This window comes from Paraburkholderia guartelaensis, assembly GCF_004353905.1.
Taxonomy (GTDB): domain Bacteria; phylum Pseudomonadota; class Gammaproteobacteria; order Burkholderiales; family Burkholderiaceae; genus Paraburkholderia; species Paraburkholderia guartelaensis.
Genome location: NZ_SMOD01000015.1, coordinates 122093 through 138918 on the forward strand (window position 1 = coordinate 122093; position 16826 = coordinate 138918).

The window sequence follows — 16826 nt, forward strand, 5'->3', positions numbered from 1 at the left end:
CGGTGCGCGCTAGGCTGCTGCCTTCACGACCTTGTTCGCGGCCAGGTCCCACGTCGTGGCCGCTGTGCCTTCCTTGGTGGCGTCGTCCTTCTGCGCGGTGAGTTCCCACTTGATCTTCGTGAAGTTCAGCGAGAGCGTTTCCACGGGCTTGCCACCCGCGCCGCCCGACACGCTCACGTTGCTCAGCACGACATTGTTCAGCGTATAGGTGATGAACGGCATGATCTTGCCGTCGCTTTCGGCGGCGTTGCGGCCCACTACGATGGTCGCGCTCGCGATGGCCTTGCCGGAGCAGCAATATTCGTTGAGCGTGGGCGTGGCGACGTCGACGAACTTCGTCACGGTGAATTCGCCGAGATGGGGCTTGCCCGACGTGCGCTCCGAGTTGCTGACGTCGTTGGTGACCTGCATCGCCACGTTGTGGCTGTACGACATCAACTCGATCTTGTCGGTATAGCCTTCCAGCGTGCACTCGCCTTTGATGTCGCTGCCGAGGTCGAGAATGATCGAATCCATGGTTTGCTGCTCCCGAAGCAGTAAAGAACCGCGCGGGCCGCATGCGCGGCGCCAGGCGCGTTCAGGGACCAGGGGCGCTCATGCGCCGCCTGGCCGTCGTCTCTTCATCGAATCGCTTTTTTGCGGGTGGATCAGGCGGCCGCCGGCGGAGGCAGCGTCGCCACGAGCCGGATCGAGGCAGTGAGTTCCTCGAGCTGGAAGTGCGGCCTCAGGAACACCGTCGCGCGGTATGCGCCGGGTTTGCCCGGCACATCTGTCACGTCCACGCGCGCCTCGCGCAGCGGATACTGGGCCTTGATTTCCTGCGGCGCGTTGTCGTTCACGAGCACGTAGTCGGCAATCCACGTGTTGAGATAGGCGCGCACGTTATCGCGCGTCATGAAGCTGCCGACCTTGTCGCGCATGATCGCCTTGATGTAGTGGGCAAAGCGTGACGCCGCGAGGATATACGGCAGCATGGCCGAAATGCGCGCGTTCGCTGTGGCCTCGGGCGTGTTGTAGAGCGCCGGCTTGCAGGCGGTCTGGCCGCCGAAGAACACCGCGAGCCCTTCGTTCTTCTTGTGCACGAGCGCAATGAAGCCGAGCGAGTCGAGCTCCTTTTCACGGCGGTCGGTGATCGCCACTTCCGTTGGGCACTTCATCGCCTTGTCGCCGGAAGCCGTCTGGAAGATATGGTCCGGCAAGCGCTCGACCGCGCCGCCGCCTTCCACGCCGCGAATCGCGGCGCACCAGCTGTACTGCGCGAACGCGTTGGTAATCCGTTGCGCGAGGGCGAAGGCGGAGTTGCCCCACAGATACTTCGAGTGGTCGGTGCCGTCCACATCCTCGAAGAAGTTCATGCCCTCCACCGGATTGCTGTCCGGATGATAAGGACGCCGCATCAGAATGTGCGGGAGCGTGAGCGCGACATAGCGCGAGTCTTCGCTCTTGCGGAATTCGCGCCAGCGAGCCATGTCGATGGTCTCGAAGACTTTGGAGAGATCGCGCGGCACGCCCAGCTCCGTGAAGCTCGACATGTCGAATAGCTGCGGGTGCGCCGCCGAAATAAACGGCGCGTGCGCGGCAGCGGCCACGGAAGCGAGTTTTTCGAGCAGGCTCACGTCAGGCGTCTGGCGCGTAAAGTAGTAGTCGCCCACCAGCACGCTAAACGGAAAACCGCCGAACGTGCCGTATTCCTCTTCGTAGATCTTCTTGAAGAGCGCGCTCGTGTCGACGTCGATGGCCTTCTCGAGATCGTTCTGCAGGTCTTTCTTCGACGCGTTCAGGAGGCGCAGTTTCAGGCGCGTGCCCGTTTCGGAGCCCTTCACCAAAAAATGCAGCCCGCGCCACGAGGACTCCAGCGCCTGCATGTCGGGGTGGTGCAGGACCTCGTTGAGCTGCTCGCTGATCAGTTCGTCGATCTTGCGGATGTGATCGTTGATCATCGCCACCGTATCGCGGCTGATGGTCATGTTCTTGTCGAGCACCTGCAGCGCGAACTCGGCGAGCAGCTCGCGAGCATGCTGCTGCTGCTCCTCGTATTGCGCCATGCGTCCTTCGTGCACGATGCGGTCGAGCAGCGTGACCGTACCCGCCTGCGCGTTCGCGGCGGCCTGAATGTCTGACATGATCGTCTCCTCGCGTTGGGCTTAGCTGGCCGGCGTGTCACTCGAAGGGCTGGCGGGTGCAGCGGCGTCGCCCGTGGGCGGCGGCAGCTGCGCAGTCGGCGTGTCCTGCGGGTGCGCCGAACGGATTTCGCTCAATCCCTTCGGGTCATGCACCACTTCCTGGAGCAGCTTGTCCAGTTCGTCGTTGCCGTCGAGCTTGGTGAGGAGGTCGCGCAGGCGCAGCCGCGCGTCGTAGAGCTGTTTGAGCGGGCCGATCTGCTGGACGATGCTCACAGGATCGAAGTCGTCGATATGCTCGAACTTCAGTTCGACGTTGATCTTGCTGCCGTCGGCGGCGAGCGTGTTGTCGACCTGTAGCGTCACGCGCGGCCCGATCGACTTCATCACGTCGTTGAAATTGTCCCGGTCGATGTCGACGAAACGGCGCTCCGTCATCTTCGGCAACGGCTCGACAGGCTTGCCGGACAGGTCGGCAAGAATGCCCACGACGAGCGGCAGTTCACGCTTTTCGATGGCATTGCCCGTTTCGACGTCGTACGTGATCTGGACACGCGGCGGTCGGTTCCGTTCGAACCAGTGCTGGGTACTGTCGGCCATGGTCACCTCGGTGGCGGTCATTCTTCTATTGCATTGTGTAACGGGAGGAGATGCGCGTTTGTCGTCGATCTGCCTTATTGATGATGCGTTTTCTTTAAGACGACAATGTCCCGCAAAACGTAATTAAACGATTGCCAGGTGCATTCCCGGTCCTTCAGAAAAAACACAACTAAAGCATGCCCCGGATTCGTCAGACGAGAGCATTCACGGCGTTAAGCGGTCGCGCTGCGTGCTGCTTCACCTTGTCCGTCATCGCGCGAGTCGTGAAGATAGACGGTCACGACTTTAGGACAGTAAACGGGGAAATTCAAAGTATATTTACGGCGCATAGGCCAATTTCCTTTCAAGTTTATTTACGAATTGTTTTTGAATTGATCGATTAAAAAATCGTTATTGCAATGTCGCGTGGGGCGCTTGTAGACTACGCGCGAAACTGCTTGCGCAGCGGAACATGCGTCTTGATTAGAAATACGAACTAGCATGAATTCTCCTGCGCGCGGGCAGGAGGCATCGCGGACAAGAGGCGACGCACACAATGGGGATTGCGCAGTGATCACCACGTTATTCGCCGGCGCGTCGCGCGCCGCGATGCCGTACGGCTGGCGTGCAGCCGTGCTGGCGTTCGCGCTTGCGCAGGTGCTCGCGGGGTGTTCATCGCTGCCCAAGGTACAGGTAGATACCCTGGCCATTGCCGTTTCCACTCAAGCGAATCAGGACACGCCCATTGCCGTGGACGCCGTGCTCGTGCGCAATCAGCAACTGCTCGACGCATTGCTCGGCCTACCTTCGGCGAAGTGGTTCGCGCAGCGCGATCAATGGCGCCGCGATCACCCCGAGGACATCACGGTCGTGTCGTTCGAAGTCGTGCCGGGCCAGCAGATCGCGGCGGCGCCGTTTCCGTTCGGCGGCAAGCGGGGCGCAGGCGTGGTGGTGTTTGCTGACTACCAGACACCGGGCGCGCACCGTGTGAGGCTCGACGCGGGGCCCGCTCACGCGCTGCTGCTGCTCGGCGACCAGGATCTGAGCGTGCAGGCCGCGCATTGAGCAATGATGCTGTGTGACGCCACTGTGTCACACGACGGTGTCACACAGCGGCGCGGCAACACTGAGCGACGAAACGTTTAGCAATAGAAAGCAAACACATCATGCGAACTTCGTTTCCCGATCCTGTCTGCTGGTTCGACGGCATGCCCTTGCTGCCGCAGCACTTCCAGACCCAGGCGCTGCACGCGGCTGGGCACGCCGCCTTGCTCGCCAGCGCCGCGCGCGCGCATTACTGGGGCGTGCTCTCGCTGGAGCACGACGCCGCGGGGCTCGCCCAGGGGCTCGTGCGCATCAGCGCGCTCGAGGCGATTCTGGCCGACGGACTCGCCATTCGCCACACGCCGCACGATCCCGTGCTGGAGATCGACGTGAGCCACGCGTTTAGCGCGCCGGACGAGGAGGTCACGATCTATCTCGCGGTGCCGCCGCTCTATCGCGGCGGGCAGCTCGATCCGCAGGCCGGGCGCTACACCCAGCGCGAGAGTCCGGATGTTCCCGATCTTGTCTCGGGCGGCGAGCCGGCTTCGATCACGACGTGGACGCCGCGCCTGCACCTCATGACGGATCTCGGCCGTCACGAGTTCGACCGCTTGCCGCTCATGCGCGTGAGGCAGCAGGGCGGCGGCGTGGCAATTGCGGACTACGCGCCGCCTTGTCCGTTCGTGCGCGCCGATTCGTTGCTCGGTCAACGCGTGATGCAGCTGTTGTTGCGGGTGCGCGAAAAATGCGTGTTCCTGGCCGGTCGCCTGCAGGCGGCGCAACGCGCGGAAGAGCGCGACGACGCGGGCCAGATCGAGCGCCAGCTTTGCGCGCTCTGGAGCCGCCTGCCCGAAGTGGAGGCGACGCTCGTCACCGGCATCGCCCATCCCGCCGAACTGTATCGTGCGGTCGCCGGCATGACGGGCGCGCTCGCGGCGCTGCGTCCCGCGCGCGGCGTGCCTGCCTTTGCGACGTTCGATTACATGGCGTTGCTCGCCTCGTTCGATCCGCTGCTCGCTTGGGCGGACGAAGCGCTCGCGACAATCCGCCAGGGGTATCGCGTGCGCGCGTTCACCGAGGAGGGCGGCAGCTTCTGGATTGCGCCGCCGTTCGAAAGCGGCGGCAACGTGGCGCGCGAACTCATGATCGGTTTGCGCATGCCGCCCGATGCGGGCGAGCACGACGCGAGCGTGTGGCTCGACCATGCCGTTGTCGCGTCGCGGCCCTATGTGCCCACGCTCGCGCGGCAACGCATGCGCGGCCTCGCGCGCCGGCGGCTCGCGCGCGAGGAGCGCGCAGCCTACGCCACGGGCGACGACACGACGCTCTTCGCGGTGGCCGTGGAGGATGCATGGTTCGACCGCGCCCAGCCGTTGTGCATCGAGGTGCGCACGACCGTGCCGGGCCGCGCGCCCTGGGCCGTGCAACTCTTCACGCCCACAGGCGACGCGGCCGACGACACACGCCAGGCGGGAGCCGACCATGCTTGATGCCAGCGACCCGAGCGACGAGCGCTTGCCGCTCATGCGCGCATTCGTCGTGGCGTTCGCGTTCGCGGAGAACGCGCGCCTGCGCGCCGTCGCGCAGGCGGCGAATGCAGCCAGCGCGGCGAGCGCCGCGAGCGCAGAGGCGCCCGCCGATCCCCAGCGCGATGCCGACGCGCTCGCGACGCAGCTGCAGTCCGCCACACGCAAGCTCGCGCGCGATGCGATGGCCTGGACCGGCGCGGCGGGCGAAGCGGACATCGCCGCCGCGCAGTACGCCTATGTCGCGCTGCTCGACGAATTGCTGCTGTTTTCCGCGTGGAATGGCGCGAGCGCGTGGGAAACGTATCCGCTCGAAGCGCGCATATTTGGCACGCGCGCGGCGGGCGAGCGCATTCCGGCCGCCATCGAAACCTTGCTCGCGCAGCGCGATCCGGCGCAGCGCGATCTCGCCAACGTCTATCTCGCCTGCCTCACGCTAGGTTTTCGCGGCCGCCTGCGCGGTGAGGCCGGCGCCTTGCGTCACGACCAGTTGCGCCACGCGCTGTTCGCGTTCGCCATGCAGCGCGACCCCGAGCCAGACCGGCTTGGCGCGCCGCTCGAACGTGCCGCGCTGGCGCCGCGCGAAACCCGTCCGCTCACGCAGATGTTTCCAGACCGCGCGCGCCTGGCGCTGTTCGTGGGTGGCGGATTCGCGGCGCTGCTCGTCGTGTCGCAACTGCTGTGGCTCTACGCGACGGCGCCCGTGCGGCCGTCGCTCGAACAGTTCGAAACGGTCTCGTTGGCGCAGGGGCGTCCGGCACAGGCGAGCCATACGAGCACGACGGGCATGGTGCAGCCGCGCGCACGGACGGTGCGCAGGATGCGGCCACCGGCTCCGCCCGTCGACGTTCAAGCCATGCCGCAAACTCAGGACACGCCCGCTGCGCCGCCGGTTTCCACCACGCCGCCCGCCACGCTCGCGCTCGCGGCACGGCGCATCGTCACGGTGAGCGCGCAGAACGCCGATGACGCCGACGACGCCGACGACGCCGGCGAAGAAGGCCCCGACGCCACGCCGCGCGGAGCACGGCCATGACGACCACACTCGTAGTCGTCCTGATCGTCCTCATCGCGTTGTTGATCGTGGCGCTCGCGGCCGTGCTCGTCGTGCGCTGGGTACGCGGGCGCGACGAACGCAGACCACTGCGCAACTTCTCCGCGATGATGCGCACGGCGCACAACGCGATGGGCGTGCGCGATCCGTACTCGGTGCCGCGTGTGCTGGCCACCGGCGCGCCCGCGGCGCTCGACGCGCTGGCGCTTAGCTGGCGCCTCACGCCCGTTGGCGAGCCGGCGTGGTTCGGCAGGCTCTGGCACGACGCCGAAGGCATTCTGATCGCCGAGCCAGGCGAGTCGCTCGGCGCGCGTGCGGCCGCCGAGCGCCGGCGCGGCTCGACCGGCGGGCGTTTGCTGCGCGGCTTGTTGCGCAACCGGCCGGGCCGGCCGCTCGACGCGCTCGTGTGGGTTATCGCACTCGATACACTCATCGACGAAAACGGGACCGCGCGCGCGGACACCGACGCGGCGCTCGAAGCCTCGCGCACGGTGCTCGCGCTGCAGCGTCAACTGGGCCAGATGCTGCCGCTCTACGTGGTGGTGACGGGCTGCGACGCGCTGCCGGGCTTCGATGCGCTCGCGGCAAGGCTGCGCCGCGAGCGCATCGAAACGCCGCTGGGCTGGGCTTCGCCGTATGCGCCGCGGCGCGCCTTCGAACCCGCATGGGTGGACGAAGCCTTCGCCGACATGAGCCGCGCGCTCGCCGCGACCGTCACCGAAATGGGCACGCTCGATGGCGCGCTGGACGGCGACGTGTTCCTGTTGCCGCAGCGCATCGACACACTGCGCGAACCGTTGCGCGAGCACATCGAGCCCACCTTGCGCGGCGCCGCCGACGGCACCGCGCCGCTCATGCGCGGCATCTGGTGCGTGGGCGCGATGCCGCAGGCGCAGGAGCGCGAGGAGCCCGCCATCACGAATGCGGCGCGCAGGGAGGCGCGCGCGGCGGCGGCGCCGGCCTTCGCGTCGCGTCTCTGGCACGACTTGCTGATGCCGGGGCAGGGACTCGCGCTCGCCATTCCGCGCGTGCTCGCGCTGCGCATGCGACGCTACCGTATCGCGACGTTCGCCGCGATCGCGTTGGGCGTGTGCTGGTGCGTGGGCCTGGGCGTCACCACCTGGCACGTGCGCAGCGACGCGCGTGCACTGGCGAGCAGCTATGACTCGCTCGCGCTCGCGAGCGTCGCCTGGCACGAAGCGGGCGCGAGCAGCAGCGAAACGGCGGCGGCGAATGCGCTGGGCAGCGCCGCGAACGCCTTCGTCAAGGTGCCGCACTGGCAGCTCGCCACGCCGTTCATGCCGCTGTCGTATTTCGGCCTGCACCGCCGGCTCGACGACGCGCAATACCACGTGCTGAGCGGGCTCGTGTTCTCGCCGCTGCGCGCGCGGCTCGTCAGCCGTCTCGCCGATCTGAACTGCGACGGTGCCAACGAGTCGGGCGACAACGCGAGCCTCGCGGCCGCTGCACGGCGTCCCCAGGACCTGCCCGAGTACACGCAGGGCACACGGCTCGTCACGAACGCGGCGCAGACCGAGCGGCTGATCACGAACTACAACGAACTGGTGGAACGCGATTCCGGCAACACCGTCATGCTTGCGCAACTCATGCGCGGCGCAGTGGGCGTGAGTTTTTCGCCCGATCATGTGGCCGACCGTGCGGGGCTGGACGACGCCATACGTGCGACCGCAGTGGAAGGCGGCGAACTGTCGTTCGACGGCACCGAGGCGCGCGCCGCGCACGCACGGGCGAGCGTGTGCTTCGAGGAGACCTTCGACCGCTGGTTCGACGACATTTATCAGGACTCCTCGCTCACGACGAACGCCGCGCAAATCCAGGCCATGCTCGCCGATCTCAAGGCGCCCGGCGCCGTGCCGACCACCGCCGCGCTTTCCGAGCTGGCCACACGCATCGACACGCTCGCAACCCAGGTCGACACCGCGGACCACGGCTGGGCGGGCACGCACGGCCAGGAACTCGTGCCGGGACTCACGGCGACCTTCGACACCGCAAAGGGGCTGCGCCTGATCGGCGCGACGCCCGTGGCGAGCGTGCTGGAGCACGAACAGAGCGAACAAAGCGCGTTCGCGGCACGCTGGCTCGCAAGCGGCAACCTGCCTGGCGTGCTGGCCTCCAATCCCACCACCGGGCTGCAACTGGCGCCGGACCTGCTGCCGCTGCGCGACGCATTGCGCACGCTGCTCGGCCAGTCGTTCGTCGCGGGCGAGGGCAGCGCGTCGGCCGAAATTCGCGGTGTGGATGCCGACTCGGCGCAGCGCGCGCTGGCGATCCTGCCTGCCTACAAGCAATACTCCGCCGGACTTCTCGCGCAGGCGCCCGAAGCGTGGCGCGGCGCGCTACTCGCCGCGGCGGGCAACGCGACTGTGCACAGTATGGTGGCCGCGCTTTCGGCACCTGTCGTAGCAGCGGCAACATCGCCGGGCGGGGCGCGCAACGTCGCCTACGCGCCGCCAACGCAGGGCGCGTCCTTCGACATGCTGCGCAAAAACGCGACCGATCTCGTGGAAGCGTTCGACTCGCTCGGCCGCGCCGATCTCGCGCAAGCCGTCGCCCTGCGCGTGAGCGACGCCGCGCTCGATGTGCTGCGCTCGACCGATGTCCAGTTGCAATCGCTCGAACCGTTCCGTCCGCTGCGCGGCGACTTCTCGGCGTGGAACGGCAATGCCGGCGGGTCGATGCGCGCATTCGGCGCCGCCACGCCCGAAGCACTGCAAACCTACCTTGCCGCGCAGTCGAGTGCGGTGGCGGACACGGCCACGCTAGCGTCGAGCGCGCTCGACTGGCTGACCACGCAGAACCCGCCGCTCTCCACTGCGGACGCGCGGCTCGTGGCGCGCTGGAAGGCGCTCTTCGCGGACCTCGCACAATACCGGGCGCGCAGCCCGGCGAGCGCGCTGGTGGCGGTGCCGTCGATCATCTCCAACCAGCTCGACAAGATGGACCTCGACACGTGCAGCGCCTCGCTCGCGCAGGTGGACGTGCCGGGCTCAGGCGATATCGTCGCGAGCGCGGGCATGCGCCTCGTCTCGTCAGCGCGCGAGCGGTGCTACCGGTTGCAGATCGGCACGGGCGGGGAGGCCTACGAACAGTTGCGCAGCTATTTTGCACGCTACCTGGCCGGCCGCTTCCCGTTCTCCGCGGATGCGAACGCGCAGGCCGCCGACCTGCGCCAGACGGCCGCCTTCGTGGCGCTGCTCGACGCGAAGCTCGCGGACGCGCAACGCGGCATGAGCGCCGCGGCGGCGAGCGGCGGTCCGCAAGCGGGCGCGCAGCAGTTTCTGGCGAAGCTCGCGCGCGCGAAGCCGTGGCTCGACGCGCTGGTGGCGCGCGGCGCGGACGGCGCGCTCGTGGGCGTGGACGTGGCGGTGGATTGGCGCATCGATCGCGCAGACGAAGCCGGTGCGGACCAGGTCATCCAGTGGTCGCTCGCGAGCGGCAGTCAGATGCTCGCCTGGCCTGCCGCGTCTGGCACGCCGCTGCGCTGGGCGCCGGGACAGCCTGCCGCGCTGAGCCTGCGCTGGGCGAAGGACGGCCCATGGCGGCCCATGCAGGACGCTTCGCAGCCGACACTCTCGGTGGACGGCGAAGCGGCCACATGGGCAGCAAACGACACGTGGTCGCTATTGCGCCTCGTGCGCCTGCATGCGGTGCCGGACGACGGTGTTGATACCGGCACCGGCGCGGGCAACGCGCGCATGGTGCTGAGCGTGCCGGTGCGCGACCGCAACGGCGGCACGCAAACCGCGCGCATGTTCATGCGTGTGGGCATGACGGGCGCGTCGAAAACGGCGCTAGCGTGGCCTGACCTGCCGTATGCGGCGCCGGGCTACAGCGTATATGGCACGCCTGCGGTCACCTATGGACCGTATCCGTCGAGCACGCAAGCGGGGCGCGGATGAACCCGGCATTCGACATCGAAGCACTCGTTCAACCGATACCGGGCGGCGCGCCAGCCGGCGTTTCGCTCTTGCATGACGCCGCCTTCGACGCGATCAAGGCGGCGCGACGCGAGGACGATCCGGCGTTGCCGGCGGGCATCTGGCAAACCACGCTCAAGGTCGCGGACTGGGCCGCCGTGGAAGCGGGCTGCGAGGACATTCTGGCGCGCCGTAGCAAGGATTTGACGCTCGCCGCGTGGCTCGGCGAGAGCTGGCTGCATCGATATGGATGTGTTGCCTTGCCGGATTGTTTCGTTTTGCTGAGCGAATTGTGCGCGCGCTATTGGGACGACATACATCCGTTGCCACGCGATGGAGACCTGGGTTTTCGGGCCGCGCCGCTCGCGTGGGTGGCCCAGCAGTTTCCGACCTTGCTCGGCGGGCGGATCGCGTTGTGCGCGGGGCCTGATGGGTCAGCGCTGACGCTTGCGCGCTGGCAGGGTGCGCAGCGGGAGGCGGTGGCGGTGAAGGACCGCAAGGATGTGCCTGCCGCGAAGCGCGAGGAGGCCGCACGCGTGGCGCAGGCGCTGGCTCAGGCCGCGCATGCGGCGGAACCTGCCGCGTTGCGCGACCAGTTACAGGCGCTGCGGGCGGCGCGTGGGCCCATGGCAAAAGTCGATGCTTGGTGCACCGATCGGCTCGGCGCCGAGGCTCCTTCGTTCGGAGCGCTGCTGGAGACGCTTGATCGCATGGAGAGCGTGTTGCGCGACTGGCTCACGACTCACCCTGAGTGGGAGGATGTTCCGATGGTTGAGGTTGCAACTATTCAGGAGCAGGCTGTCGTCGAGCCTGCGGCGGCTCAGGTTGCTGCGGCTGGCGCTGTGGCGGTGCCGGAGCCTGCTGGGCCGAGGAGGCTGGATGCGCCGCAGTCGCGTGATGAGGCGTATCGGTTGCTTGCTATTGTTGCCGAGTACCTCATGCGATATGAGCCGCATAGTCCTGTGCCTTATATGCTCAAGCGGGCGCTTGACTGGGGTGGGAAGCCGTTGCCGGAGTTGCTCGCTGAGCTGATGGCCGGTGAGCGTGGCCGGGCGCTGGGGGCGGCGCTTGGGTTGCTGCCTGAGAGTAGTGAAACATAGCGATTTCTACTGTTAGTACCGCCTGGGCATGCTTGTTTTCGCGTCGGTCTGCCTGGGTTGCCCCTGTGCGGGGCGGCACCTACTTTCTTTGTCCCCCAAGGGGACTTCCTTCGGGGCGCACGGCAAAGAAAGTAGGCAAAGAAAGCCGCTCAAACCGCTAGCGCCTGCCACCGTTCACATCTCGCCGTAACTGGTGAATGGCTCCGGAGCGTCTGTCACCACTCGCCCACAACCGGAGTGACAAGGCACTCATCCTTCCGGCAGCGCTGCGCGCGCCGAAGGGCATAACCCAACACCAGCGGGGCACACGAGTTCTCGCGAATGCTCACGCGTGCCCCCTGGTTTCCCATGCAGACCCGACCGCAGCGCGCGTAGCGAGCAGCGGGATGAATGAGCGCCTTGTCACTAACCTTGAAGGCGCGTGGTGACGGACGCTCCGGAGCCATTCACCATCGATGGTGCGAGGTGAACCGTGGCAGGCATTAGCGGTTTGAGCGGCTTTCTTTGCCTACTTTCTTTGCCGCCGCAAAGAAAGTAGGTGCCGCCCCGCACAGGGGCAACGCATGCATACCGACACGAAAACAAGGAAAGGCCAAAGCCAACCACTAACCCCGCCAACCTTCCCCCCCAGGAAAATCAAACCTATCGAGCGATCCAGCAATCATCTCAATGCTATACCCAGGCTTCTGAGGCGGCATATACCGCCCATTCCGAATCACAACAGGATCCACAAAATGCTCATGCAAATGATCGACATACTCGAGCACGCGATTCTCGAGCGAAGCCGAAACACACAAGTAATCGAACAGAGAAATATGCTGCACATACTCACAAAGCCCAACACCACCCGCATGCGGACAAACGGGCACACCAAACTTCGCCGCCATCAGCAAAACGACGATGACTTCGTTGAGTCCACCTAACCGACACGCGTCCACCTGACAAAAATCGATCGCCTTCGCCTGCAGCAACTGCTTGAACATCACACGATTGTGACAATGCTCGCCCGTAGCCACCCCAATCGACCCCAAACGCCGGCGAATCTCCGCATGGCCGAGAATATCGTCGGGGCTCGTCGGCTCCTCGATCCACCACGGATCGAACTCCGCGAGCCGCCGCATGTTCGCCACCGCTTCGTCCACGTCCCACACCTGGTTGGCGTCCATCATCAGCTTCAGGTTCTCGCCGATTTCTTCACGCAGAATGCGCGCGCGCCGCACGTCTTCGTCGAGATTGCCGCCCACTTTTTGCTTGAAATGCGTCCAGCCCAGCGCAACGCCTTCCCGCGCGAGGCGCCGGATCTTGTCGTCGTCGTAGCCCAGCCAGCCCGCCGAAGTCGTATAGGCGGGATAGCCCTGCGCGAGCATTTCCGCTTCGCGCGCACCCTTGGTCTTCGCGTGGCGATGCAGGATGGCTAGCGCTTCGTAAGGCGTGATCGCATCGGTCACGTAGCGAAAATCCAGGCAGCGCACGAGCTCCTCGGGGCTCATGTCCGCAAGTAGTTTCCATACGGGCTTGCCAACCGATTTGGCCCACAGGTCCCACACTGCATTGACGACTGCCGCCGTAGCTAAATGAATCGCGCCCTTGTCAGGACCAATCCAGCGTAATTGGCTGTCCGAAGTAAATGCGCGCCAGAATGCGCCCATGTTCGCGGTAATGTCTTCGAGCCGCTTGCCGACGATGAGAGGCGCGAGCGCGTTGACCGCCGTCACGCAAATTTCATTGCCGCGCCCGATGGTGAACGTGAGGCCGTGCCCCGTGAATTTGTCTGGAGAATCGGTTTCGAGCGTGACGTAAGTCGCGGAATAGTCCGGCGCGGCGTTCATGGCGTCGGAACCGTCGAGCGAACGCGAAGTGGGAAAGCGGATATCGCGAACGGACAGCTTGCTGATCGTGGTCATTCGAACTCCCTCTGGAACAGACGGCTTTCGGGTTGGGGAAAACCAGACGGTAGGGGAAAACCAGACGTTTGCACGCGTTGACAACGCTGAATCTGCTACCTAGCATGCTAGCATGTCTTCTCAAAATCAAGCATGCCGTGAACTCTTCATCCGAAATGGCGAGTGTTGGCGATCCTTATGTCGCACTGCAAAAGATTCGAGGCGGTGAGCGCGGCAGCCTGACCGATGCAGTCGAGCACGCACTGAGAGAAGCGATCGTCACGCTGGCGCTGGAACCCGGAATGATGATCGACAAGATGGCGGTCTGCGAACGCATGGGCGTGTCGCGCTTTCCGGTTTCCGCCGCGCTGGCGAAGCTCGCGCATGCGGGTCTGGTCGAAGTTTTGCCGCAGCGCGGCACGCGCGTCAAACCGATCGCGCTCGACGATATTCGCCAGCATCTGTTCATTCGCAGCGCGCTCGAAGTCGAAACGGTGCGGGGTGTCGCGCGCATGAAGGATCGCGCCACGATCGACGCACTGGCCGCCAATCTCGATGAGCAGCGCAAGATCGCCGGTAATGGACAGCGTATCGAGTTTCATGAGCTCGATCTGGCGTTTCATGAAATCCTGCTGGACGCGGTGAAGCTGCCGCGCGTGAAAGAGATCGTCGCGGTGTCGCGCAACGCGCTGGACCGCGCGAGGCAATTGCTGGCGAGTCCCGAGCGTCTCGTGCACACGCTCGAGGAGCACGAACGGATTTTCGAGGCCATTCGCGCCGGCCGTGCCGACGCAGCGGCCAAAGCGATGCACGACCATCTCGATCAGGTGATCGAGGAATTGCACCGGTCCGCGAAAGAGCGGCCGGATCTCTTTGCGCCTTAAGCATTCCAGTCTTACGTCGAGCAACGCCCGTCCTTCAACCACGTTCGTGCAGCGCTGCAAGCCACGCCGCGGACGCAATCAAGAGGCCCCGGTAATGTGTCTGGCTTTTCTTCGCGGATTAGCGCCATGACGCCGCTCATTTCCGTCAACAAGCTGAGCAAGAGCTTTCCCGGCGTGAGAGCGCTTCACGAAGTGCAATTCGAGCTCATGGCGGGCGAGGTGCACGCGCTGATGGGAGAGAACGGCGCGGGCAAGTCGACCTTGATGAAGATTCTCGCGGGCGTGTATACGCGAGATTCGGGCGACATTCTCTACGATGGCCAGCCCGTAGCGTTCGAGAGTCCGGGCGAGGCCCAGGCCGTCGGCGTCGGCATCATTCATCAGGAACTCCAGCTGATGAATCATTTGACCGTCGCGCAGAACATGTTCATCGGCCGCGAACCGCGTGGGCGTCTCGGGCTCTTTCTCGACGAAGACAAGCTCAATGCGCAGGCGCGCGAGATTCTCGCCCGCATGCACGTGCACCTCGACCCGCGCACCGTGGTCGGCTCGCTCACGGTTGCGAGCCAGCAGATGGTCGAGATCGCCAAGGCGCTGTCGTTCGATTCGCGCGTGCTCATCATGGACGAGCCGACTTCCGCGCTCAACGACGCGGAAATCGCCGAGCTTTTCCGCATCATTCGCCAGTTGAAAGAGCGGGGCGTGGGGATCGTCTACATCTCGCACAAGATGGATGAGCTCAAGCAGATTGCCGACCGCGTCACCGTGCTGCGCGATGGCGAGTACGTCGCCACCGTCACCGCCGCCGATACGAGCGTGCAGGCCATCATCGGCATGATGGTCGGCAGAACGCTCGCCGATGTCGCACCGTATCAGGGGCCGGCGCACCAGGGCGAAGTCGCGCTCGAAGTGAAGCATCTGAATGCGGGCCCGCTCGTGAGGGATGTGAGCTTCACGCTGCGCAAAGGCGAAATACTGGGCTTTGCGGGACTCATGGGTGCGGGCCGCACCGAGGTCGCGCGCGCCGTGTTCGGGGCGGACCCAGTCGAATCCGGCGACATCTTCGTGAAAGGCGCGAAGGTATCGATCAAAACGCCGAGCGATGCCGTCGCGCACAGCATCGGGTATCTCTCCGAGGACCGCAAGCGCTTTGGTCTCGCGACCGGCATGGACGTCGAATCGAACATCGTGATGTCCAATCTCGGCAAATTCCTTTCGATGAACATGTTTCTGCGCCGCGTGCAAATCCGCAAGACGGCGGCGCATTTCATCAGTCTGCTCGCCATTCGCACGCCTTCCGCCACGCAGCCGGTGCGTCTGCTGTCGGGCGGCAACCAGCAGAAGATCGTCATTGCGAAATGGCTGGAGCGCGACTGCGATGTGCTTTTCTTCGACGAGCCCACGCGCGGCATCGACGTCGGCGCGAAAAGCGAGATCTACAAGCTGTTGCGCGCGCTCGCCGAACAAGGCAAGGCGATCGTGATGATCTCGTCGGAACTTCCGGAAATCCTGCGCATGAGTGACCGGATCGTAGTGATGTGCGAAGGCCGTATCACTGGCGAACTCTCCGCTGGTGAGGCGACCCAGGAGCGCATCATGCATCTCGCGACCCAGCGCGAAACCCTGCAAGCGGCATGAGCCCCAAGAGGTCGAATCCATGACTATGCAATCGGATACTGCGGCGCTGGCCGACCAGAAACGGTCGTCCGGCATCAAGGCGCGCATTTTCTCGCCCACTGCGCTGCAGAAAATGCTCGCGTTCGCGAGCCTGATCCTGCTGCTGATCTTTTTCAGCTTCGCTTCGCCTGCCTTCATGCAGATGGACAATATCCTCGGCATTCTGCAGGCAACCGCCGTGAACGGCGTGCTCGCGATTGCCAGCACGTTCGTCATCATCACGGGCGGCATCGATCTGTCGGTCGGCACGCTGATGACCTTCACTGCCGTGATTTGCGGCGTGTTTCTGACTTACTGGCATTTGCCGATGTGGATCGGCGTGCTTGCCGCAATCGGCACGGGGGCGGTGTGCGGAACCGTTTCAGGCACGCTGACGGCGAAGATGAAAATCCCGCCGTTCATCGCCACGCTCGGCATGATGCTGCTGCTCAAGGGGCTCTCGCTCGTCGTCTCGTCCGACAAGCCGATCTATTTCACCGACACCGAAAACTTCTACATGATTTCGCAGGACTCGCTGATCGGCTATTTCCTGCCCAGCGTGCCCGTACCGAACGCCGTGCTGATTCTGTTCGTGCTCGCCATTGTGAGTTCGATCACGCTGAACCGCACGGCACTCGGGCGCTATACGTTCGCGCTCGGCAGCAACGAAGAGGCCGTGCGGCTTTCCGGCGTCAATGTCGATCGCTGGAAGATTGCGATCTATGGCCTTGGCGGCGCGATTTGCGGCATTGCGGGGCTCTTGATCGCGTCGCGCCTGAACTCGGCACAACCGGCGCTTGGCCAGGGCTACGAGCTGGAAGCCATCGCGGCTGTGGTGATCGGCGGCACATCGCTGAGCGGCGGCTCGGGCACGATACTCGGCACCATCATCGGCGCGTTCATCATGAGCGTGCTGACCAATGGCTTGCGCATCATGTCGGTCGCGCAGGAATGGCAAATCGTGGTGACGGGTCTCATCATCATCCTTGCGGTTTATGCGGATATCTTGCGCCGCAAGAAGCGTTAAATCAGGAGACGGAAA

The 16826-nt window shown here is 65.0% G+C and carries 12 protein-coding genes; 8 read left to right on the forward strand and 4 right to left on the reverse strand.

The annotated features are described in order from the left end of the window. Positions 1-9: 9 nt before the first annotated feature. The 3 genes from E1N52_RS20915 to tssB form a co-directional block, all read right to left on the reverse strand. On the reverse strand, positions 10-516 hold the full coding sequence (locus E1N52_RS20915; RefSeq protein WP_069267982.1) for an Hcp family type VI secretion system effector: 507 nt from the start codon (positions 514-516) through the stop codon (positions 10-12). Between the two features lie 131 nt (positions 517-647). Beyond that, entirely contained in the window at positions 648-2123 is a 1476-nt protein-coding gene (gene tssC, locus E1N52_RS20920) for a type VI secretion system contractile sheath large subunit (protein WP_133184634.1), read from the reverse strand. A gap of 21 nt (positions 2124-2144) precedes the next feature. Next, a complete protein-coding gene (gene tssB, locus E1N52_RS20925; protein ID WP_342777879.1) occupies positions 2145-2741 on the reverse strand; it encodes a type VI secretion system contractile sheath small subunit in 597 nt (198 codons plus the stop codon). A 528-nt stretch (positions 2742-3269) separates the two neighbouring features. Between tssB and E1N52_RS20930 the strand changes: the two genes are divergently transcribed. The 5 genes from E1N52_RS20930 to tssA all read left to right on the forward strand — a co-directional run bounded on the left by E1N52_RS20930 (position 3270) and on the right by tssA (position 11361). Beyond that, positions 3270-3764 carry a type VI secretion protein gene (locus tag E1N52_RS20930; protein ID WP_133184635.1) on the forward strand — a complete coding sequence of 165 codons (495 nt, stop codon included), beginning with the start codon at positions 3270-3272 and terminating at the stop codon, positions 3762-3764. 101 nt (positions 3765-3865) lie between these two features. Further along, positions 3866-5233 (forward strand): type VI secretion system baseplate subunit TssK, encoded by a 1368-nt coding sequence (tssK, locus tag E1N52_RS20935; protein WP_133184636.1) that lies wholly within the window; start codon positions 3866-3868, stop codon positions 5231-5233. Further along, positions 5226-6305, forward strand: coding sequence for a DotU family type IV/VI secretion system protein (locus E1N52_RS20940; RefSeq protein ID WP_165979422.1), 1080 nt, complete (start codon positions 5226-5228; stop codon positions 6303-6305). Before tssK ends, E1N52_RS20940 begins: the two co-directional genes overlap by 8 nt. Beyond that, the gene (locus E1N52_RS20945) at positions 6302-10243 is read left to right on the forward strand and encodes a type VI secretion system protein (RefSeq protein WP_133184638.1); all 3942 of its coding nucleotides are present in this window, start codon (positions 6302-6304) and stop codon (positions 10241-10243) included. Before E1N52_RS20940 ends, E1N52_RS20945 begins: the two co-directional genes overlap by 4 nt. Next, positions 10240-11361 carry a type VI secretion system protein TssA gene (gene tssA / locus E1N52_RS20950; protein WP_133184639.1) on the forward strand — a complete coding sequence of 374 codons (1122 nt, stop codon included), beginning with the start codon at positions 10240-10242 and terminating at the stop codon, positions 11359-11361. Before E1N52_RS20945 ends, tssA begins: the two co-directional genes overlap by 4 nt. 605 nt (positions 11362-11966) lie before the next feature. On the opposite strand, the gene E1N52_RS20955 is transcribed toward tssA, so the two are convergent. Beyond that, on the reverse strand, positions 11967-13265 hold the full coding sequence (locus E1N52_RS20955; protein ID WP_133184640.1) for an L-fuconate dehydratase: 1299 nt from the start codon (positions 13263-13265) through the stop codon (positions 11967-11969). A 104-nt stretch (positions 13266-13369) separates the two neighbouring features. Here E1N52_RS20955 and E1N52_RS20960 point away from each other — a divergent pair, with 104 nt between their 5' ends. The 3 genes from E1N52_RS20960 to E1N52_RS20970 all read left to right on the forward strand — a co-directional run bounded on the left by E1N52_RS20960 (position 13370) and on the right by E1N52_RS20970 (position 16811). Continuing rightward, positions 13370-14128: a GntR family transcriptional regulator gene (locus E1N52_RS20960; RefSeq protein ID WP_133184641.1), complete on the forward strand. Its 759-nt coding sequence runs from the start codon at positions 13370-13372 to the stop codon at positions 14126-14128. 126 nt (positions 14129-14254) lie between these two features. Further along, entirely contained in the window at positions 14255-15766 is a 1512-nt protein-coding gene (locus E1N52_RS20965; RefSeq protein WP_133184642.1) for a sugar ABC transporter ATP-binding protein, read from the forward strand. Between the two features lie 19 nt (positions 15767-15785). After that, the gene (locus E1N52_RS20970; protein WP_133184643.1) at positions 15786-16811 is read left to right on the forward strand and encodes an ABC transporter permease; all 1026 of its coding nucleotides are present in this window, start codon (positions 15786-15788) and stop codon (positions 16809-16811) included. Positions 16812-16826 lie beyond the last annotated feature (15 nt).